Annotated in this window: 19 protein-coding genes; 3 read left to right on the top strand and 16 right to left on the bottom strand. The window is 35.7% G+C overall.

The window, feature by feature from the left end; all coding sequences use genetic code 11:
- Nucleotides 1–138 precede the first annotated feature (138 nt).
- Together gltA and HMPREF1639_RS05090 are read right to left on the bottom strand one after the other, a co-directional pair.
- Nucleotides 139–1,527, bottom strand: a complete 1,389-nt coding sequence (gene gltA / locus HMPREF1639_RS05085) for an NADPH-dependent glutamate synthase (RefSeq protein ID WP_036764074.1) — start codon at nucleotides 1,525–1,527, stop codon at nucleotides 139–141.
- Nucleotides 1,527–2,420: a sulfide/dihydroorotate dehydrogenase-like FAD/NAD-binding protein gene (locus tag HMPREF1639_RS05090; protein WP_036764076.1), complete on the bottom strand. Its 894-nt coding sequence runs from the start codon at nucleotides 2,418–2,420 to the stop codon at nucleotides 1,527–1,529. Before HMPREF1639_RS05090 ends, gltA begins: the two co-directional genes overlap by 1 nt.
- A gap of 384 nt (nucleotides 2,421–2,804) precedes the next feature.
- Between HMPREF1639_RS05090 and HMPREF1639_RS05095 the strand changes: the two genes are divergently transcribed.
- Nucleotides 2,805–3,659, top strand: a complete 855-nt coding sequence (locus HMPREF1639_RS05095; RefSeq protein ID WP_036764078.1) for a sulfurtransferase — start codon at nucleotides 2,805–2,807, stop codon at nucleotides 3,657–3,659.
- 101 nt (nucleotides 3,660–3,760) lie between these two features.
- On the opposite strand, the gene HMPREF1639_RS05100 is transcribed toward HMPREF1639_RS05095, so the two are convergent.
- The 7 genes from HMPREF1639_RS05100 to HMPREF1639_RS05130 all read right to left on the bottom strand — a co-directional run bounded on the left by HMPREF1639_RS05100 (nucleotide 3,761) and on the right by HMPREF1639_RS05130 (nucleotide 13,834).
- Nucleotides 3,761–4,789: a transglycosylase domain-containing protein gene (locus tag HMPREF1639_RS05100; protein ID WP_036764079.1), complete on the bottom strand. Its 1,029-nt coding sequence runs from the start codon at nucleotides 4,787–4,789 to the stop codon at nucleotides 3,761–3,763.
- A gap of 12 nt (nucleotides 4,790–4,801) precedes the next feature.
- The gene (locus tag HMPREF1639_RS05105; RefSeq protein ID WP_036764081.1) at nucleotides 4,802–5,320 is read right to left on the bottom strand and encodes a 3'-5' exonuclease; all 519 of its coding nucleotides are present in this window, start codon (nucleotides 5,318–5,320) and stop codon (nucleotides 4,802–4,804) included.
- Nucleotides 5,321–5,342: 22 nt separating this feature from the next.
- Nucleotides 5,343–6,233 carry a tRNA 2-thiocytidine biosynthesis TtcA family protein gene (locus HMPREF1639_RS05110; RefSeq protein ID WP_036764083.1) on the bottom strand — a complete coding sequence of 297 codons (891 nt, stop codon included), beginning with the start codon at nucleotides 6,231–6,233 and terminating at the stop codon, nucleotides 5,343–5,345.
- 144 nt (nucleotides 6,234–6,377) lie between these two features.
- On the bottom strand, nucleotides 6,378–8,663 hold the full coding sequence (locus HMPREF1639_RS05115) for a type IA DNA topoisomerase (RefSeq protein WP_036764085.1): 2,286 nt from the start codon (nucleotides 8,661–8,663) through the stop codon (nucleotides 6,378–6,380).
- Nucleotides 8,664–8,937: 274 nt separating this feature from the next.
- Nucleotides 8,938–10,356: an amidophosphoribosyltransferase gene (gene purF, locus HMPREF1639_RS05120; RefSeq protein WP_242847285.1), complete on the bottom strand. Its 1,419-nt coding sequence runs from the start codon at nucleotides 10,354–10,356 to the stop codon at nucleotides 8,938–8,940.
- 207 nt (nucleotides 10,357–10,563) lie between these two features.
- Nucleotides 10,564–12,210 carry a glutamate--tRNA ligase gene (gene gltX / locus HMPREF1639_RS05125; RefSeq protein WP_036764089.1) on the bottom strand — a complete coding sequence of 549 codons (1,647 nt, stop codon included), beginning with the start codon at nucleotides 12,208–12,210 and terminating at the stop codon, nucleotides 10,564–10,566.
- Nucleotides 12,211–12,397: 187 nt separating this feature from the next.
- A complete protein-coding gene (locus tag HMPREF1639_RS05130; protein WP_036764091.1) occupies nucleotides 12,398–13,834 on the bottom strand; it encodes a VanW family protein in 1,437 nt (478 codons plus the stop codon).
- A gap of 306 nt (nucleotides 13,835–14,140) precedes the next feature.
- On the opposite strand from HMPREF1639_RS05130, the gene HMPREF1639_RS05135 reads away from it, so the two are divergent.
- Nucleotides 14,141–14,824 (top strand): LexA family transcriptional regulator, encoded by a 684-nt coding sequence (locus HMPREF1639_RS05135; RefSeq protein ID WP_036764093.1) that lies wholly within the window; start codon nucleotides 14,141–14,143, stop codon nucleotides 14,822–14,824.
- A 618-nt stretch (nucleotides 14,825–15,442) separates the two neighbouring features.
- Here HMPREF1639_RS05135 and HMPREF1639_RS05145 read toward each other — a convergent pair.
- The 7 genes from HMPREF1639_RS05145 to HMPREF1639_RS05175 all read right to left on the bottom strand — a co-directional run bounded on the left by HMPREF1639_RS05145 (nucleotide 15,443) and on the right by HMPREF1639_RS05175 (nucleotide 21,189).
- Complete coding sequence (locus HMPREF1639_RS05145) at nucleotides 15,443–16,195, bottom strand: ribonuclease H family protein (RefSeq protein WP_036764116.1); 753 nt, start codon at nucleotides 16,193–16,195, stop codon at nucleotides 15,443–15,445.
- Between the two features lie 29 nt (nucleotides 16,196–16,224).
- Complete coding sequence (locus HMPREF1639_RS05150) at nucleotides 16,225–16,761, bottom strand: TVP38/TMEM64 family protein (protein ID WP_242847286.1); 537 nt, start codon at nucleotides 16,759–16,761, stop codon at nucleotides 16,225–16,227.
- A gap of 184 nt (nucleotides 16,762–16,945) precedes the next feature.
- Nucleotides 16,946–17,521: a zinc dependent phospholipase C family protein gene (locus HMPREF1639_RS05155; RefSeq protein ID WP_036764099.1), complete on the bottom strand. Its 576-nt coding sequence runs from the start codon at nucleotides 17,519–17,521 to the stop codon at nucleotides 16,946–16,948.
- Nucleotides 17,522–17,604: 83 nt separating this feature from the next.
- Nucleotides 17,605–18,555 (bottom strand): TIGR01212 family radical SAM protein, encoded by a 951-nt coding sequence (locus tag HMPREF1639_RS05160; protein WP_036764100.1) that lies wholly within the window; start codon nucleotides 18,553–18,555, stop codon nucleotides 17,605–17,607.
- 2 nt (nucleotides 18,556–18,557) lie between these two features.
- Nucleotides 18,558–19,106, bottom strand: a complete 549-nt coding sequence (locus HMPREF1639_RS05165; RefSeq protein ID WP_036764102.1) for a hypothetical protein — start codon at nucleotides 19,104–19,106, stop codon at nucleotides 18,558–18,560.
- Between the two features lie 4 nt (nucleotides 19,107–19,110).
- Nucleotides 19,111–19,914 carry an HAD family hydrolase gene (locus HMPREF1639_RS05170; protein WP_036764104.1) on the bottom strand — a complete coding sequence of 268 codons (804 nt, stop codon included), beginning with the start codon at nucleotides 19,912–19,914 and terminating at the stop codon, nucleotides 19,111–19,113.
- Nucleotides 19,915–19,923: 9 nt separating this feature from the next.
- Entirely contained in the window at nucleotides 19,924–21,189 is a 1,266-nt protein-coding gene (locus HMPREF1639_RS05175; RefSeq protein WP_036764107.1) for a competence/damage-inducible protein A, read from the bottom strand.
- A 174-nt stretch (nucleotides 21,190–21,363) separates the two neighbouring features.
- Here HMPREF1639_RS05175 and HMPREF1639_RS05180 point away from each other — a divergent pair, with 174 nt between their 5' ends.
- Entirely contained in the window at nucleotides 21,364–22,260 is an 897-nt protein-coding gene (locus HMPREF1639_RS05180) for a D-alanine--D-alanine ligase (protein WP_036764109.1), read from the top strand.
- Nucleotides 22,261–22,379 lie beyond the last annotated feature (119 nt).

Consider the following 22,379-nt stretch of genomic DNA (forward strand, 5'->3'; position numbering starts at 1 on the left):
GATATTTTAAATCTAGATTCAAAAATCATTTTTATTTTTTTTAACAAAAAACAGGCTACATATTCAACTTGGTACAGGTAAATATGTAGCCTTTATTTATTCTAAATTATTTTATTTTACAGGTACAGAAAAGTCCTACTATAAATACTTCTCTCTAAGATACTTGTCCATAGCTGCAGCAGCTGTCCTACCAGCACCCATGGCAGATATAACTGTGGCAGCACCTGTAACTGTATCACCACCGGCATAGATACCCTCTAAAGATGTCAGACCATCTTCATCAGCAACTATACACTTCTTCCTATTGACATCAAGACCTGGAGTAGTAGATGCTATCAATGGGTTTGGCCTAGTTCCAAGAGACATGATAACCATATCTACATCAAGCTCAAATTCTGAGCCTGGTATTTCAACTGGTCTCCTCCTGCCTGATTCATCCGGTTCACCCAATTCCATCTTGATGCACTTCATACCACATACATTACCATTTTCATCGACCAAAATCTCTGTTGGATTAGTAAGTAGGTTAAACTGTATACCCTCTTCCTTGGCGTGATGAACTTCTTCAACTCTAGCTGGTAATTCTGACTCACTTCTCCTGTAGACTATATGAGTATCGGCACCAAGTCTTAGGGCAGTTCTCGCAGCATCCATGGCAACATTACCACCACCTACTACTGCAACCCTCTTACCAACCCTAATTGGAGTATCGTAGTCGTCTATATATGCCTTCATCAGATTGACTCTTGTCAAAAATTCATTGGCTGATAGGACACCATTGGCATTTTCACCAGGTATGCCCATAAATGATGGTAGACCTGCACCAGAACCTATAAATACAGCCTTGAAGCCTTCATCTTCAAACATCTCATCTATTGTTATAGTCCTACCAACTACAACATTATTTTCTATCTTTACACCCAATTTCTTGATTGAATTGATTTCATAGTTTACTACCTTTGACTTTGGTAGTCTAAATTCCGGTATACCATATGTCAATACACCACCAGATTCGTGGAAGGCTTCAAAAATAGTTACATCGTAACCAGCCTTGGCTAGGTCACCTGCGCAGGCTAGTCCTGAAGGACCTGATCCCACTACACCAACCTTAATTCCATTTTTCTCTATATTTCCACTTAGGTCTATATCATTTTCCCTAGACCAGTCTGCAACGAATCTTTCAAGTTTACCAATAGATACTGGCTCACCCTTTATGCCTACGACGCAGACACCTTCACACTGAGATTCCTGTGGACATACACGACCACAAACTGCAGGTAGTGAACTAGACTTCGCTATAACCTTGGCTGCATCTTCAAACTTTCCTGCCTTAACTTCCTGTATAAAGGCTGGAATATTTATACTAACAGGACATCCCTGAACACATCTAGGATTCTTGCAGTTTAGGCATCTCTGGGCCTCTTCCTGGGCCTCTTCAGCATTATATCCATAACATACTTCCTCAAAATTAGTAGCCCTAACCTTTGGATCCTGCTCTCTCACTGGAACTTTTGTCTTCATAGCCATTAGTGCTTACCTCCAATCTGACAGTCTGGACTAGAATGAGTAGGTCCATCCTGCTGTCTCAAGGCCTTCCTACCCTCTTCTGACTTGAACATCTGCTGTCTCTTCATAGCCTCATCAAAATTCACCTTCCAACCATCAAACTCAGGTCCTTCTACGCAGGCAAATTTGACCTCATCGCCTATACTTACACGACAGGCCCCACACATACCTGTACCATCAACCATTATAGTATTTAGACTGACAATTGTAGGTATATCCAATTTCTTAGTTGCCATACATGCAAACTTCATCATTATCATCGGTCCTATAACTATGGCCTGGTCGTACTTGTTACCCCTGTTTGTAACCAAATCATCCAACATCATTGTTACATTACCATGGAAACCATAGCTTCCGTCATCAGTACACATATATAGGTTTTTAGCTACCTTTTCCATCTTTTCTTCAAATATTATAAGATCCTTAGTCCTAGCACCTATAATTACATCTACATCTACACCCTTTTCATGTAGCCATTTAACCTGTGGATATACTGGTGCTGCACCAACTCCACCTGCTATAAATATCATTTTCTTATTCTTAAGTTCTTCTATATCTTCATAAATGAACTCGCTTGGCTGACCCAAAGGTCCCACAAAATCCTTTATAGAATCTCCTACTTCCAATCTACCCAACTTCTTACTAGAATCTCCTACTACCTGGAATACGATTGTCACTGTGCCCCTATTATTATCATAGTCAGCTATTGTCAGTGGCATTCTCTCACCTTTTTCATCTATTATAACAATAATAAATTGACCTGGTTTTGCTGAGTGAGCAACTCTTGGAGCCTCAATGTCCATTAGATATACAACATCGTTAAGTTTTTTCTTCTCAACTATTTTGTAGCTCATTGTAATATACCCCCCGTTTCTTAATATAGTTCATTAATTCTCAATAGATAATACAGAGGTCAGAATATAATATTTTCTAACCCTGTACACTTCTTAATTATACACTATATCTATCATATTTTATAGATTTTTTGTCAAAAATACTATGCTATTTGAGACAAATTTCGTATATTTAATGCATATATGAGAACCATTAAAAATTATACTATAAAAAATTTATTTTCATATGAATAAGCTTAAATTTAAAAATTCAGAAAGTATCAACATTTAGGTGTCATCATGTATACATATTAAAATAATTATGGTATACTCAACTTATCGGATAAATAAACTAGACCCGATACTAATATTATTTTTATTTATAGTTATAAAGGAGATGTTACTATGAAGAGACTTATTACTGTGGATGAATTCTTTGACCTACAGAAGAGCGACAAAAAGGTAGTTGTACTTGACTGTAGATTTGACCTTATGAACAAGACTTATGGTATTGATTCATACAAGGAAGGCCATATAAAGGATGCCTTCTTGATTAATATAGAAAAAGACCTAACTGATCCAGTTGGTCAGCATGGTGGTAGGCACCCATTCAAAGATCGTGACCAGTTAAAAGAAATTATAGAGAGCTTTGGTATAGATAATGATACAGTAGTTGTTACATATGACGATGGTGACCTACAGGGTGCTGGTAGACTTGTTTTCCAGCTAAATAATCTAGGTTTTTATAATGCCTTCGTTCTTGACGGTGGTCTAATCGCCTACAAGGCCCACGGTGGACAGATAGAAACTGAAGTTAGAAAGCCAACCAAGTCTGACAAGGCATTTGATGTAAAGATTGATACTTCATTTATGGTTGACATGGAATATGTTAAGTCAAAATTATATGACGAAAATACAATTATAATTGACTCTAGGTCACATCCGAGATACCTAGGACTTGAAGAGCCTGTTGACAAGGTTGCAGGTCATATACCTAGTGCCAAGAACTATTTCTTTATGGACAACCTAAACATAGATGACATGACAAATTCTTCATACATCAGCGAAGATAAACTTAAAGAGCGTTTCAAAGACCTTGACCCTAAGAAGGAAATTATTGTTTATTGCGGCTCAGGTATATCACTGATGGTAAATGCCCTTGCCCTAGACAAGATCGGTATACCATACAAAATTTATCCAGGCAGCTACTCAGACTGGATTAGCTATGACGAAAATAAGATTGCTACAGGTCAAGAATAAAATAGGTAGTTTGTTTGATTTTTATTCATACAAAAAGGCTATATACTCGGATGGGTAGATAGCCTTTTACTTTACCATATTTTTATTTTTTTAGTATACTACTAGTCAATTTCTGACTTAAAAGGGGTATCCCTATACATCTGTGCCTTGTATACATTTTCTTTTATATAGCCCAACTTGTACATTCTTAGCAAAACTGCGGCCTGCCTCTTTTTTGCCTGCTCGTAATTTTGATACAAACTTGGATTATTGGTAATACCTGCAAGCATAGTACACTCACCAAAGGTAAGCTTTGATACATCCTTACCAAAATAAAGATGGGCACCTGCTTGGACACCATAAGATGACTTACCTAAATATATATTATTAAGATATGCCTCTAATATTTCATCTTTTGTCATTATCTTATTTAATTCATGGGCATTGTGTATATCCTGAATTTTTCTCTTAATTGTTTTTTCATTACTGGTCAAAAGATTTTTAGAAACCTGCATATCTATTGTACTAGCACCTTGTGTAGAACCACCTGTAATATTATTAAAGAAAGACCTTGTCAGTGACCTATAATCAACACCCTTGTGTTCATAAAACCTATGATCTTCAATTGCCACAACAGCCTTCTGCAAATTTGCAGGTATCCTGGCTAGGGCTACGGGTTCCTTATTTATATAGCTATCATTTACCATTTTTTTAGTCAAGACTGGCATATCACTTACTACATTTCTAACATATAAAAAACCAGCCGAACCACCTATGATAGAAATTACAAGCACTATTAATAAAAGTCTTTTAACTATCCTAAATAAAAATGATGATCTTGACTCATAATAATCCTCTTCTTCATAGTCCTCATAATCATCATAGTCATCTTCTTCATATGTCGACCTTCTTTTTCTAGGATAATAATCAGCATCCGTATTTTTCATATACTTATCCAAACTTTTATTTCTCATATCTCTAAAATCGACTATCTTTGAATCATTATCTCCACTACCGGCTTGCTTTTTTATGCGAATCTTGTTCTTGCCCTTATTTTGCTGCCTGCTGGACCTGACCTGTTTAGTTTTGTCGGGAGTGGATGAAGCTATTTTCTTGCGCCTCAACTTATTTATATCATTATTGTCTGCCATAAAAACCTCCCCCTATATAGACGTCCTTATCTTCATAAACAACTTAGCTGTTGCTAGGGTGTCAGAGTCTGCTCTATGGGCATTTTCATTCAAAATACCGTAATAGTCACATGCAGTCTGCAATTTTTTATTCTTGCCCTTGTATTCCTTATTTTTCTTCAACATTTCCATAGTACATATATAGTTATCAATAGGATCCAAGTCCATTTGTTCTAAATAATAATTTAAAAAGGTCACATCGAATTTTGCATTGTGGGCTATTATAGTCCTGTCACCTATATATCTCCTAAAATTAGGTAGAACATCTTCAAGCGTCAGGGCATCTTCAACCATATCATTCGTTATATTAGTTATTTCAGTTATAACACTAGGTATAAACCCCTTTGGCTTTATAAGTCTAGAATAGTTCCTGTGTATTCTATCACCCTTAATTTCAGTCACGCCTATTTCTATTATTTCATCACCATTAAAAGGACTCAAGCCCGTAGTTTCCAAGTCAACCACTACATATTCTTCTTCAAAAAAGCCCATATGTACACCTCCTCACTTTCATTTAATCTATATCATCTAATTTAGGATCATCAAACCTCTCCATAAAGCTGTGTTTTTCACCTTCTAACTGCCATCCTAGTATAGAGTCAACATTTACATTTTCTGCAGCCTTAAATATAGATTTTTCTACATTGGCAAAATTCTCTGACAGGCTCTTGATAAGGTCTTTTATCTCATACCTCTTATTACCTGTCCTATTGGCAGCTACTGTACATGCACAGTTAATAGGTGCCAAACCTGTATATTTTACCCACCTTATAATATCCTCTTCCCTAATATAGTATAGGGGTCTAATTAATTCAAGGCCTTCAAAATTAGTTGACTTCAACCTTGGCAACATAGTCTTAAAGTTACCTGAACATAAGATATTCATCATAGTGGTCTCAATTACATCATCAAAATGGTGACCCAAGGCTAGCTTATTACAACCCAAGGATTCTGCCTTACCATACAGGGCTCCCCTTCTCATCCTAGCGCACATATAGCAAGGATAGTCGCTAGCTATCCTATCAGCCACTTCAAATATTTGTGAGTCAAATACCTGAATCGGAATCTCCAAGTACCTGGCATTGTCTAGGAGTATATCCCTAATTGACTCGTGGTAACCTGGGTCCATACCTATGTATACTACTTCAAAGTTCACAGGTGAATGCCTCTTTAGCTCTTGGAACATCTTGGCCATCAGGATACTGTCCTTGCCACCAGATATGGCCACAGCTATCCTATCACCCTCTTCAACTAGATTATAGGCCTTTATAGCCTTGATAAACTTTGACCACAATTTTTTTCTATATCTCTTTGTAATACTCTTCTCTATTTCTTTTAAATCCTTTTTTTCTTCATCAGGAACTATTAGGTTACATCCTGTTCCTGCTAGTTTGTTTTCTGACATTTTTCCTCCATATCTTTTAGCAATTAAAAATTCACCCCTCATTATACCATAGATGTAGCTAGATGGTCAAAGCTATAAATAACAACAATCTCAACCTATGTGTATCCTTAGAGTCAAAATGCTATGAATATAAGATGTAAGAAACTATTTTTTAGCATCTATTTTCAATTTTAGTATCTTATCCGGCCCAATATTGTAGCTTATATTTGCTTCAAACTTATTACCATTAATATCTTGAAGCCCCTTCATCGATGCTTGACCCTTTTTAGCCAGGGATTTGACCATAGTCTTATTTGGTTTTTTGTTATATGATGCCAACTGGGTATCATTCTTCCAAATAGTAAAACCACACTCCCTGTAATTTTTGCAGGAAAAGGCCTTTGGAGATTCTATTACATTGGACCCACATACAGGGCATTTTGTAATTATTTCAAGACCTGTCTGAGAATCTATTTCCTTAGCCTTAGGCTTTTTAGATAAACTTGATTTAGTCTTGGTAGAAGTTTTGGCTTGACCTGATTTTTGCGTCTTGGCCTTGCCGGTTGACTTATCAGTAGATTTTAAATCCCCATCTTTGTTTCTAAGACTTGATTCTTTTACAAACTTTTTAGTCTTGGGATTATATACAATCTTGTCAGTATTTATAGGTCTACTAGGTCCAAACTTTATCCTATTGACATTATCATATACAAATTTACATATCATATTTAAATAGTCTTTTCTAGAAAAGTTGCCCTTTTGTATATCAAATAGGCTCTTTTCTAACTTGCCCGTAAAGTCTACATCAAACAAATCCTCTACAGGGAATATCTCAACTAAGTTTATACCCAAATCTGTTATAAAATAGCTCTTGCCCTTCTTTTTTACATAGCCGACTTGGCCTATCTTCTTCAATACATCTGCCCTTGTCGCAGAGGTACCTATTGAGTAACCCGATAAGACACTATCATCATCCTCAGATACATTCTTCCCGCAATTTTTCATGGCCTTTAATAGTGAATCTTCTGTATAGGGCTTTGGTGGGGATGTCATCTTTTCAACTGGACTTATATCCAAGACCTCTACGCTATCGCCCTTTTCTACCCATGGCAGAAGATTACCACTAGTAGACTTTCCATACAGCTCCAGATACCCCAAAACTTTTAAGACCTTTCCCTTGGATTGGAACTTATACCTATCTACATCAGTATTTATTTCTGTATTTTCATATTCGGCAGGTGGCATAAAGTTAGCTAAAAACCTGTCTCTAATCGCTTCATAGACTATCTTTTCATCATTTGATAAGCTTGGTGGAGGTATTATATAGGTAGGTATAATGGCACTGTGGCTCTCTACCTTTGATGAATCAAATACCCTCTTTGACTTAGAAAACTTTATATTATTCTCACATGGGTGACCCTTTTTGATAAGATTTAGGGTCTTTTCAACCTTGCCTGCCAAACTCTCTTCTAAATATACTGAGTCTGTTCTTGGATAGGTTATATATCCTCCCTTTCCCTTACCTTCGTACAGACTCTGACATATATTTAAGACCTTGTCAGATGTAAAACTAGCGTACTTTGATGTAATAAATCCCTGCAGTGAAGTCAAGGAAAATAACTTTGGTGCATATTCTTTAGACTTGGTCACTTTTTTAGAACTTATAAGCCCTATTTTTGAATCTATACTATCGACTATAGCCCTAGCCTGGTCCAGGTCATTTATTTTCTTATTTTTATCTATGGCCAATTTGCCCTTATAATCACCATTTTTAGCCCTAAAATTTCCCTCAATCTCATAATACTTTTCCGGTACAAAATTCCTAATCTCCATGTCCCTATCATAGACTAATTTTACTGTAGGTAGTATTACCCTTCCTATATTAAGCATTTTGCCATTACCGTACTTTAGTGTTGCAGCACATGTAAAGTTAATACCTATCAACCAATCAGTAATAAGCCTAGTATAACCAGCAGCCTGAAGATTTCTCATATCCTCATCATCCTTCAGCTCTTTTAAGCCCCTCGTGATGTCCTCAGGAGTCCATTCATTGACCAATATACGCTTGACCGGTTTCCTATTTTTTGCCATCATAAATATCAAGAAAGATATTAATTCACCCTCCCTATCATTATCAGTTGCATTTATTATGTAGTCTACATCTTTTCTATTTATAAGACTAGAAACTATGTTAAACTGTTTATTTTTACCCTTGTCAACCTTGAATTTAAATTTGGACTCAGGTATAAATGGGTAGTGTTCCATCTTCCATGATCCCGAGTACCTATCCTTGTCATAGTCCTTCATATCATATAGGGATACCAGGTGGCCAACTGCATATGTAACTATATAATTGTTTCCTTCAAAGTAACCATCCTTCCTAGCATTTGCCTTCAAAAAGGACGCTATTGTCTTCGCTACTGATGGCTTCTCTGCCAATACTAATATCATATAAGTCTCCTTCCCACATCCGTACTCATGTCGTATTTATTCTCGTCTTTACATTATACCATATTGAAAAATATATCCTTAATTTTCATATAATTTATTTAAAATCTTTAAGAATTGCACTATTCACATCTTTATAGCTAGATACATCTTATTATATTCCTATAAAAAAAGACAGCCCTAAATTACCAAAGATAAATTAGACACTGTCTATTATTTACTAGTCCATCATATATAGCTTATCTACACTGATGAAGAATTAATTTATATTTTTTAACTAAACCCTCTTGCTACTGCAGCAATTCATCTGAGTTGGGTCACTTGGTATTCCACCGGCATACTTGCCTGTAAAACAAGCATCACAATATTCAAGACCTGGACATAGTTGGCCAAGATCTTCCAAGTCCAAGAAGCCTAGTGAATCCGCATTTATACTGTCCCTAATTTCGTCAATTGTGTGGTTTACAGCAACTAGGTTTTCACTACTTGGTACATCTGTTCCATAGTAGCATGCATGCTTGAATGGAGGCGAACTGATCCTCACGTGGACTTCAAGTGCTCCTGCATCCTTTAACATCTTAACTATGTTCTTTATAGTAGTACCTCTTACAATAGAGTCGTCTACCATCACTACCCTCTTGCCCTTAACTACATCTCTGATTACATTTAACTTAGCCTGAACACCAGCAGTTCTTTCGTTCTGCTTTGGCTTTATAAATGTTCTACCAACATAACTGTTTTTGTAGAAGGCCATGCCATATGGTAAATTTGATCCCTGAGAATATCCTACTGCTGCTGCTAATCCAGATTCAGGTACACCTATTACAAGATCAGCATCTACAGGGTACTTTTCAGCCAAAAGACTACCAGCCTTTACTCTAGAAGAGTAAACACTCTGTCCATCTATTATACTATCTGTCCTAGCAAAGTATATATATTCAAATATACATCTTGACTTAACCTCTGCATGAGATATCCAGTCAGAATGTATCTGTCCATCTATTATAGTTACTATTTCACCTGGCTCAACATCTCTGATAAATTCAGCCCCTATAGTATCTAAGGCAGCTGATTCTGAACTCAAGAAATATATGTTGTCCTTCCTACCTATACATAAGGGCCTAAAACCTAATGGATCTCTAGCACCTATCAACTTTGATGGGCTGGCAACCACCATCGAAAAAGCCCCTCTTAGCTTCTGGGCTGCAGACTTGACTGCATCCTGTATTGACAAAGTATGTAACCTTTCTCTAGCTATGAGGTAGGCAATTACCTCAGAATCCGTATTAGTCTGGAATATAGCCCCAGTAGTTGCCAATTCCTGCTTTAATTCGATTGCATTAGTCAAGTTACCGTTATGGGCCATTGACAATATACCCTTCATATAATGAATTACAAATGGCTGGGCATTTTCACGTCCTATTCCACCTGCAGTAGAATATCTAACGTGACCTACACCTAGGTTACCCTTCAAGGACCTCAATATATCCTTGTTGAAAACTTCATTAACTAAGCCACTATCCTTGTGGAACATAACGTTCCTACCTTCTTCATTTGTATTTGTAACTGATATACCAGCACTCTCTTGTCCCCTGTGCTGTAGGGCAAACAAACCATAGTAAACATACGACGCTACATCTTCTCCGTCGAAATCAAATGCACCAAATATGCCACATTCTTCTCTTAATCCTGCCATTATTTTTTTCTCCTCTATTAATTCACTCATTTTTCGTACATTCATTCCCTTACACTTATATTTTATTCGTATTTATGATTTTTGGCAAGAGCGAATACGTATTTTTTTTATTTTTTTTACAAAAAAGAGATAAAATATTGAAAATTATCGAACTTTCAACCCTTTATCTCTTATTAATCATTCGTGTTTATTTATATTTTTCGAAATTTAAGCCAATATTTCCAAGTATTTTTCAACTCTAGCTACAACCCTATCACGTCCCATAACCTGCTGAATACTCCATAGATCTGGTGACTGCTGTCTTCCTACTACTGCTACTCTTATAGCTGTAGAAACGTCAGTTATATTACCCCTATAAAGGTCTGGTTCCTTTTTGAAAGCTTTATTATTTGATGTAAATCCGTTTGCATCAGTTATTGCCTTCACCTTTTCAAACCAAATTTCATTGGTATCGTTCTGGTCATAAGTATCTAGATATGCCCTTAGAATGACTTTTGCATCCTCTTTTGACACTCTCTCTGGAAGCCCATCTACATACTCAAAACCTTCTTCAAAATAGTATGATACAAAGTCCATTATCTGACTACAATTCACTAGATCCTTTCTAGGTTTCTTACCTGACCTACCTATTGCTAGTAGCTTTCTTAGGTCTTCCTTGTACTTAATTAGTAGCTGGTTTGCATCCTTGTCAAACTTTTCAGACCATCCTACCATAAAGTCAAGTATCTGGTCTTCAGTCATCTTAACAAGAACATCCTTTGAGATGTCATTTAGCTTATTCAAGTCAAATAGAGACCCTGATGAGCTCATATTTTTAGTCTTGAAGGTAAATTCCCTGTATGACTTATCTGGATTCTTCATTCTCCACTCTTCGTAGTTAGAATTCATAAGTGTCATCAGGTACTCAGTAACTGCCTCTGGGAAGTAACCGTCCTTCATATAGTATTCAAGAGATAGTTCTGGATCCTTTCTCTTTGAAAGCTTTCTCTTCTTGCCGTCCTCTACCTTCATCAAGTGGGCAGTATGGTTGTAGTTAGGCCTTCTCCATCCCATCACAAAGAATAATTCTAGGTGTATAGGTAGGGTAGATAGCCACTCCTCTCCTCTTACCACATCTGTCACCCTCATGAAGTGGTCATCAACCACATGGGCAAAATGGTAAGTTGGTATACCGTTTTGCTTTAGGATTACAACATCAAGGTTATTCTGTCTGACATTTATTTCTCCCCTGATACCATCCTTAAATTTCATGGCAACTTCTGGGTCTCCTCCAGACTTTAATCTCAATGTCCATGGCTTGCCAGCATCAAGATTTGCCTTTATTTCATCTAGGCTAAGATTTCTATCTTTAGCCCATTCTCCATAATATCCCGTATTCACACCGGCCTTCTCCTGTTTTTCTCTTATCTGAGCCATTTCTTCCTCAGATACAAAAGATGGGTATGTAAATCCCTTTTCTGTAAGGTACTTGGCTGCAGTCTGGTATATTTCCTTCCTGTCACTCTGCCTGTATGGGCCGTATATACCCTTCTCACCATCTAGGCTGACACCTTCATCAAATTCTATACCGAAGAACTTTAGAGACTTTATAATCAGCTCCTCAGACCCCTCTACCTTTCTCTTGTCATCAGTATCCTCAATTCTCAGAAGCATAGTTCCATCATTTAGGTGGGCCATTCTCTCATCCACTAGGGCTCCATAAAGGTTACCTAAATGTATAAATCCAGTCGGACTAGGTCCCAACCTAGTAACCTTGGCCTTCTTATCCAAGTCTCTTTCTGGATATAGTTCTTCATAATACTCTATAGTCTTATCGACATTTGGAAATAGCAATTGTGCTAACTCTTTACTCATTACACTTGTCCTCCGTTTTTTAATCAGTATTATTATAACATATATTATTCATTTAAACTATAATTAAAGTATTCTTATGTATCAAATGAGTCCCTACTTTACAAGGATTCCATTGATTATTCTACAAAAAGTTCTTTTTTTGATTATTTTAAAAAGGCCAGTCCTATTTGGACTAGCCTAAAAAATACTATATTCCTGGATTTGGTGCCTGACCAGCTCCTGGTACTGGTTGTTGTGGCTTTGGTGCAATAGGTTGGTGCTTACCTGGCTTTGGAGCTGCAGGTTTAGCTGCTCCTATCCTTACTACACCTACCTGAGCTGGGTAATTACTATAGCCTATCTTTTCAGAACTAATTATATTTCCCTTATCATCCTTGTACTGTCTGTATGTAACTACATTGTAACCTGGTCTAGAATACTTTTCTACGACCTTCTTTCCGGCTGGCAAACTTGGATCAGGTATAGTTTTATTACCTCCGCCAAAAGAGCCTAATACCTGTGTAGTGATATCTATATTTTTATAGTCACTTGCTGCTCCATATATTTCAGATATCATCTTGCTACCGTAAGTATAGTTTTTCACATATACATTATGCTTAAATGGATTTTTAAACTTAAAGTCTTGGCCTGGATTGCCGTCGTATACAGTAGCATCTCTGCCCATATTTACATAATCTGAAGGTATAGTATGACTTCTCCTAGTTGTGATTTCCATACCCGATAAAAGTGCTGCATTAAAGATAGTAGACGAGGTCTGACATACACCTCCGCCAATGCCCATTATAAGCTTACCACTTTCGATAACTGGTGCGGCCTTGTAGCCCCTTGCTATGGTTTTATCACCAGTCAAACCATTGAAAGAAAATTCCTGACCTGGCTTCAATACTACACCACTAGAATCTCTAGCAGATTTTTCAATATTATAATTCCTTGAATACATACCACCATATATCGTTGAATATGCCCCCAATAGGGTATCAATGCCCTTTAAATCTTCCTTAGTAAATTTAGCCTTTTCTAACTTAACTACCATTTCAGTGTAAAACTTGTCTGCATGTAAGTTTTTGACTAACTTATCATGTGATGCCTGTAAATTCATAGTTATTCCAGGTTCATCAGCTACAATAATAGTTTTTTTAGCCTTGTAATCATAATCTAAAGTAGCCTCTTTGACCTGACTATCTAACTTTGATTTTACCTGCTTTAAACTCTCATTTAATTTACCATCATTGTAAGTCATATCCAAAGGTATAAAACTCTTGCTACCAAAATCAGACTTTAATGTTCTAACTATATTTGTAAAAAAAGCATTAGACCTGTTGTAATTGTAGGCTGAATCTACAGTAGACTTATAATTAATATTCAAATCTATATCACTAACAGGTATCTTCCATGACTTGTCACCATAATACATCTTTACATTTTTTAGATTATCTAGTGATTCCAACTTCCCTAAAGCCTGACTTTTTGTCATGCCAGACAAGTCCACATTAGCTACACTAACACCCTTTGCAATCTTATCTGATGCGACCTGCATCGACAGGACACCAGTCCCAACCACCAGGACACCCACCAGTATAGCAACTGGTATTATTATCTTTTTATTATCTTTCAATAAGTTCATTTATCCACCTCATAACTATTATACTACTCTTTAATTATACTACAGAAACAAAAGTAATCAAGCCAACTTTAGAACTTTTGTAGCAAATTTTGATAAATTAGAAAATTCGTATTTTTAAACCAAACTAGTCTAATTGTAACTTTCTAAGTATCATTTTAATATTATATCACATAAGATCTAGATAAAAATCCTTAATTTATAAAAAATGTATAAAATTCAAAAATATAGTTGCGTTTTCATAACTATATGATATAATATGAGTATAGATTTATTTAATCAGAATCTATAGACAAGGAGATGATGGTAATGAATAAAGAAGTATTTATAGCTAGATTAAAAACAGCTATGAAAAATAAGAATATAAGTCAGTACTCTCTCTCCAAAACAAGTGGTATTAATAGAGGAACCCTTAGCTCATATATGTCTGGAAAATACCTTCCCAAACAAGATAAAATATTCACCCTAGCTAGCATATTGGATGTAAATCCCGACTGGTTAGCTTGCAACTCAGACATTATGGATAAGGCAGACCTATATTCTGCAGATAACTTCTTTGACGATAGCAGTATAAATTCATATCCATTTGTTGACGAAGGCGTATCTGCAGGCTTGGCAAATGAAATAGAGGCCCACTATGACCTAGATCAGATAAGAATACCTGACCTTATGTTAGGCAGATATGCAGGCAGAAAAGATATTCTCCTTATGAGGGTCAATGGAGAAAGTATGAACAAAGTCATACCAAATGGTTCTTTAATAGGACTTATTAGTAATATATCTCCATCATCTCTTACAAGTGGCGATATTGTAGTATTTTCATACAACTACGAATATAGTGTGAAAAGATTCTTCAAAGACAAGAAAAATCGAAACTATATTTTTAGGCCTGATACTTATGAAACTTGTTTTTCAGACATAATTGTTCCTTTTGATAATTCCCATAACCTAAAAATTATAGGTAAGGTCATAATGTACAATACCCTACTATAGGTAAATTCGCCTATAAGATTATAAATAGATCCTGGTAAGCAGATATTTTTGATTGAATAATTTGAACATGATTTTAAGCAAAAAAAACACAGCATCACTGCTGTGTTTATAATCTCAATATTAAGAAGCTGCCCTATTGTTCCTTTTGTTTCTCTCTCTGTTGTTTTGTCTTGCTCTTTCAAGTCTTTCACGTTCAAGTCTCTTGATAAGTGGCTTATTGACAGGCGCAAACATCTTGCGACCCTTATAGACTGTAAATGAAAAAGTCAAGAACAAAGTAGACCCAAATAAAACGAACCTATAAAAAACAAAAGATGCTTTCACACCTAAGAATAGGTTCACCACTAGGATAGTGAAACTTAGTGCAAGGGATACAATAACAGAAAATACAAAAAGCCTTATTATTCTACTCCAAAAACTGCTTAATTTAATTAATAAGTCTTTCAATATTTTCACCATCCCTTCCAATAAAATCATAATTCGTGTCATAATTCCCAAAAATTATGTTCAGCCTACTAATATAATAACAAATTATGACACTTTTAGCAATTGTATTTTACGATTTTCTTCAAACAAATTTTGAGAATATTTTATTTTTATTTTAAAAAATCTTAAAGTTTATCTAAAAACTGCTTCTTTAGCCAATTTATCCGCAATATCGTTGTATTTATCCCCACTATGGGCCTTAACTTTTTTGAAGCTTACATTGATTTTTTTCATAGCCTCAATACAGAATTCCCTATAGTGTTTAGTACCTTCCTTGTTGGCTTTCCATTCACCTGTGCACCACTTCTCTATGCCATTGTAATCAAAATATATAACTAAATCCTTATACCCATTATCAATACAGTATTTCATGGCTAACATTGATGCTTCAATTTCACCTGCAACATTTCTCATTGATACATAGTTTGGATTCTGACCTGTATAAGATATTTCGTCAAGTATTTTACCATCTTTTAAAATTACTGCACCTGATCCATAAGTTTTACTTGCATGTTCATAACTTCCATCTATATATGCCTCAATAGTACCAAAAATGGGTTCTTTTTCACTTTTTTCATCTATATATTGATTTTTTTTATTTTCGACAAAAATATCACTAACTTTTTTTTCAACTTTAGCAAAATTTTCTTCTGTATTATTCTTAATTTTTGTAGCATTTGTTTCTAAACTAGCCACTTCTCTACAATTATCAAGTCTTGGTACACCTATACCCTCTAATAAAAAATTCACAGCTTCGTCAGGACTTTCAAATGATTTGTAATTTGCATTTGGATAACCTCCAACTGACAACTTACAGTCATCCCAAGTCAAAAAAATCCCCCTAATCTTGCCTCTCGTCACTACATAATACTTTTGTTTCTTCATACTTACTCCTCTTTTAAATCTATAAATTTTTATTCCCATCTATGTCTCTTATCATATATCTTGTCTATATCCTTTTTCATACGATTTGCCATCCAATATGACACTATAACTATAATACTCACCACACATATTTTAAGTGGACTATGTATAAAGCCTTCTATATCACTACCAATATAACTAGCCATAAACATCATCAAAAACTTTCCAAACAACATGGGCACCACAAAGTCCTTTAAATTTATGTCGCAAAAGGCAGCAGCTATAGTCATCATGGAACTCGGTAATACTGGTATGGTATAAAAAAGAAATATCACCATAAACTGAGACTTCTGTATCTTATATATTATATTTTCTACCTTCTTTGTCTTTCTTTTTTGAAAAAAATCCAAATGGGCTAATTTCTTCACTAGCAAAAATACACTTATAACTCCTGCACATGTACCTAGCCATGAAACTAAAAAACCAGGAACCAATCCATTAATAGCTGCGTTTACTGCTGCTATTGCCATAATCGGCAAGGCAGGTATAAAGCTCTCTATATAGGCCGCTAAAAAACCAAAAAACATTGATAGGATAAAATAGTCGCCTGCCCAATAAAGAAATTGTTCAATATATTGCATATTATATCACCTTCTATTCCTTAATAGATAACCAAGAAATCTCTACACACATTGAAAAATGTCTACAAAAATATTCTGTCTCCTGGACTACCTAAATAAAAAAGCCCGTATAAGACTTATACGAGCTCTACTAGCATACTGCGTGAGACTTGACTGTATTTTCTAAAATAGACTCCAATATATAGTTTGTAACCGTGTTACACACATATGTAGAATACTTTAAGTCATTCTCTTCAAAGTTGCCATTAGACTTGTATTCTGAATACAATTTATCAAAAAATACATCAAAACTGTCTAGATATTGTTGCCTATCATTAATAATTTTATAGTCCTTAGCAACCTTAGTCAGGTTTCTTTCATATTGAATATGAATCCTCATACTGTGCTTAAATTCCCATCTTTCACTATGAGCCACACAGAAGAAGTCAGTCAAAAAATGACAAACCACACCAATCTCCTGGGAGAAACCTGCTCTTGTATAGTACTGGTCCAAATTATCAAGATTAAGACTAGATAAAAAATTTATCTTTTGCCTGACCATACCATAGGACTCATCTAAATAATGCTTTTTTAATTTATATTTAGATATAATATCCGGCTTTATATTTCCATATATGAAGTTTTTACTCTCTAAAAAAAATTGTTTATTTGAATCCGTATTCTCTAACAAGGACTTGGATATAATTATATGAGACTTCATCATCATCTTAATCACCTTCATTCTCTACATATATTATATACCTATTTTCTTAAGATATTATTAAAAATTATATATTATTTTTATTATATTTATATAATTTTTGTATAAAATTTGCCTTGCCAGCTCTTCCTTCTCTTTAATTCATCATCAATAGCATTTAATACTTCCCACTTCTTAAGGCTCCACATAGGTCCTACTAGGTCTTCCTTCTTGCCATCTCCTGTCAACCTATGAATAACCATCTCTTGCGGTAATATCTCCAACTGATCACACACGAGCTTTATATAATCATCTTTTAACAATAGTTCTAGACAACCCTTGTGCAACATATCAACCATGGCAGTCCCCTTTATCACATGAAGCAAGTGAATCTTGACCCCTTGAATATCCATATGAGAAATAGTCCTGATAGTCTCCATCATCATATCGTAGGTCTCTCCTGGAAGCCCATTTATTACATGGACTACAACATCTATATTTCTGGACCTCAGCCTATTGACACAGTCTATAAACACATCCAGGCCATGCCCCCTATTTATTATTTTAGAAGTCTGGTCATGGACAGTCTGCAGTCCCAATTCCACCCACAAGTTGGTCCTAGTGTTCAAATCAGTTAAATAATCTAATATATCATCATCTATACAGTCGGGCCTAGTTGAAATCGATAGACCTACAACCCCATCCTGATCCAGTATAGTTTCATATTTTTCTTTGAGTACATCTAGGGGAGCATAGGTATTTGTAAAGGCCTGAAAATACCCTATATACTTAGCCTTTGGCCACTTCTTCTCCATCATAGTCTTGATGTCTTCAAACTGCTTGATTAAATTATCCCTGGGATTGCCTGCAAAATCTCCTGAACCATCCTTGCTACAATAGGCACAACCGCCATAACTGATACTACCATCTATATTAGGACAGGTAAAACCCGCATTTATTGAAACCTTGAATACCTTTGTGCCAAACTTTTGTCTCAGATAATAGTTCCATGTATGGTATCTCTTATTTTCTATTTTATATTTAAATTCATTACTTACCATTATTAATTATTTCCTAACCTAATCCCTGCCGCTATAAAGTTGATGCCAAAAATTATAGCTATAAACGAAAGTATGCTAACCAAGAACTTTGTCAAAAATAAGGGAGATATTATCAATAATATACCTAGTATTAACTTGACAATATTCCAAGTTCCAAATGTATAACCAACATACTTTCTGCTAGACATATAATATTTCACTTCAATGTATATTACATAGGCTCCCAGTAATATGGACAGAACCATATTAACCTGCTTAGGAAAAGCAAATAAAAGTAGGGCTACAACAAAAAATGCTAGACACCTAATTCTCATCTTATTTACCTGACTTCTAGGAGCATACTTATTTAATTCATTTACTTCCTTAAAGGCCAACCAAGCACCGTATAAAAAGCACAGGGCAATACCCCAAGAAAATATATTAATACCTACAGACTTTCTAGAAATACAGTAAAAACCGATAGAAAGAAGAATTACTCCAAGTATAATCAACTTTTTGTAGTTTTTTCTATCATATATATCCATGAAATTAATATTAAACTTAATATCCATAATCCTAACCACCTATCTCATCATTATAGTCTATCACCATCTTGATAGCATCTGCCACACTAGGAGTAGAAAACTTTGCCTCCGCCTTTACTATGTCCAAAGCATTGTCCATAACGAAACTCATCTTGACATTTTTCAACATACTTATATCATTTGGTGAATCCCCAATTGTAACAATTTCATCTAAACTGATATTTTCCTTCTTACAAACCATTTTGATTGCCTCAAACTTAGAAACTCCAGATGGAACTATGTTTATAGTTGTCTCACTAGACAAATAGACCTCTAAATCACTAGATAGTTCCTTCCTATACTTGTCTACCAGCATATTTAGCTTGTCTTTATCAGGACTCAATATACCTATATTACCTATCTTGTCATCGAATGTATCTCTATCCATAAAGTTTCCATCAACCTCATATCCCTTTGTAAAATAATCCGCTGATGAACCGTCAGTCGCCATTATAACCTGGCCCTCATATTTAAAATATATAACATCTTCAACAGGATCTATATAGTCAAGCGACCTATATACTTCTATTATTTTCTTAACTTGGTCATCAGTCAAGTTTGCCTTATATATGCAAGTGCCGTCTGGATCATAAATGTATGAACCATTCTCACAAATCAGATAACCTCCTGTAGCCACTTCTTCTAATATATTTATACTATGTTTGAAAACCCTACCTGTAGCAATATTAAAATTGATTCCATGCAGCCTTGCCTCATCAATAGCTTTTACATCTTGTGGACTAATACCCCCTCTGTATAGGGTTCCATCCAAGTCACAAAATATACCTTTTATCATACAAGCCTCCTATTCCTCTACCAGTAGACATCTTACTTGATTCAATGCCGTTCTAGCAGCTCTTTCTCTAATTTTTCTCCTATCACCTGTAAATACCTTTTTGATAGAAGTCACCTTTCCATTATAATATAGCCCTATATAAACTAGACCTACAGGCTTTTCATCACTACCACCCTCTGGACCGGCAATGCCAGTAGTAGAAAGTCCAATATCAGCATTAGACGTACTAGCTATACCCATTGCCATCTCAACAGCTGTCTGGTGACTTACTGCTCCAAACTCTTCTAGAGTTTCTTCCTTTACACCAAGCCTTCTCATCTTAGCATTATTTGTATAGGTTACACAAGCCTCCATAAAGCAATCTGATATACCTGGGTTGCTGACCAAATAAGACGCTACTAGCCCACCTGTACATGACTCTGCTACCGCTATTGTCTTATTCTTTTCGTGAAGCAAACCAGCTACAACCTTCTCCATTTCAGACTGGCTCTCAGATATGGAATCATCCCCTATCAGGTAGATATACTTGCCTGACACAGCCTTAATTTCTTCTATCTTGGCATCTATTAGGTGCATACACTCTTGCTCATCCTTAGCTCTGGCAGTTACCCTAACTAGGACTTCACCTTCCTTGGCATACAGGGCAACAGTAGGATTTGTCTGAGAGTTTAATATATCCATCAATTTCATCTCAAGACCTGACTCACCTATACCAAAAAACCTAATGTATTTAGAACGAAATATATCTGAATTTTCATCCATCAATAATGGTAGTACTGAGTTTTTGAACATAGCCTTCATCTCCCTAGGAGGTCCGGGCATAACTATTATCCTCTTACCATCCTTCTTAAATACAGCACCTGGAGCAGTACCATTGGGATTAGGAATAATATCAGCATTCTTTGGGAACATGGCTTGTTTGATATTATTCTTTGGTATCCTATCCTTGCCACCATTATACCTAGCGCACATATCCTCAATTACGGTCCAAGATTCTTGATCTAACACCATATCCTGACCAAAATACTTTGCAGCAGCTTCCTTAGTTATATCATCTCCAGTTGGACCTAGGCCACCAGTAGTCAGAACTACATCTGCCCTTTCAAAGGCCATTTCAAAAGACCTGACCAACCTATCAATATTGTCCCCCAGAGTCATCTGCCTATAAACATTTATACCTATGGCTGCCAATTCCTTAGATATATACTGGGCGTTAGTATTCAAAATATCGCCCAAAAGTAACTCTGTTCCAACTGAAATTATCTCTACATTCATTGTATTTCCTCCTAGTTTCCAGTGAAATATCACCCACTACAAATAAATATGTATATGTTAATCATATCAAAAAACTTGAAATTAGACAAGTTTTATACTCTTACCCTTGCATGACTTGGCCCATACATATATAATATACTTTATAAGAAAATAGAACTATTTTGGAGGGAATATATGAAAGTAGCAGTAATATACGGCGGTATTTCATCAGAAAGAGAAGTATCCCTAAAATCAGGTAAGGCTATCCTCGATAACCTAGACAAGAACAAATATGAAGTTGTAGACTGTCGAATAGATGAAATGACAGACGCATTTAAAATTGACAGCAATGTGGATATAGCCCTAATAGGCCTACATGGCAAGTTCGGTGAAGATGGCTCAATCCAGTCAATACTAGAGGCAAAAGGAATTAAATACTGTGGTTGCAACCCACTAACTAGTGGTATCCTAATGGACAAAAACTATACAAAGACTATAGCTAGACAAAACGGTCTGCTAACAGCTGATTGGACTAGTGTCAAAAGTGTAGAAGAAATAGATTACGACCTAATAGACAAAATGGGCTACCCTGTATTTATAAAGCCAAATTCTGGAGGATCAAGTGTGGCAACATTCTTTATAAAGGATAAGAAGGATGTAGAAAATGCCGTTAGAGAGGGACTAAAGTACGATGAAATTGTCCTAATAGAAAAGTACGTCAAGGGTGTAGAATATACATCTTTTATTCTAAATGGCGAGGTCTTCCCTACCATTAGAATAACTTCTGACAATGAGTTCTTTGACTTTGAAGCCAAGTACTCTACTACAAATGGTGCCAGAGAAGAGGTTGTAGAACTAGAGGAAGATCTTGGCAAGAAGTTAAAGGAAGCTTCTAAAACTTGTTGGAGAATCTTTAATTGTAAGGGCTATGTCAGGGTTGACTATATCATTACGGAGGATAAGGATGTCTACCTGCTTGAATTAAATACTCTTCCAGGCATGACTGAGACTAGCTTGATACCTAAGAGTGCAAAGGCTAGGGGTATTGAATATGCAGGTCTACTTGATAAGTTGATTGAAAGTAGTTTATAGATAGATATGTAGATATGAGTGCGAATGAAAAAGGAGTGTATGTAATTTTGGTTGTATAATATTTAGCGTTGGTGAGAGAAAAAATTCGGTTCTATAATATATAGCGTTGATGGTAACAA

The sequence above is a fragment of the Peptostreptococcus sp. MV1 genome (genome assembly GCF_000758885.1).
Lineage (GTDB): Bacteria > Bacillota > Clostridia > Peptostreptococcales > Peptostreptococcaceae > Peptostreptococcus.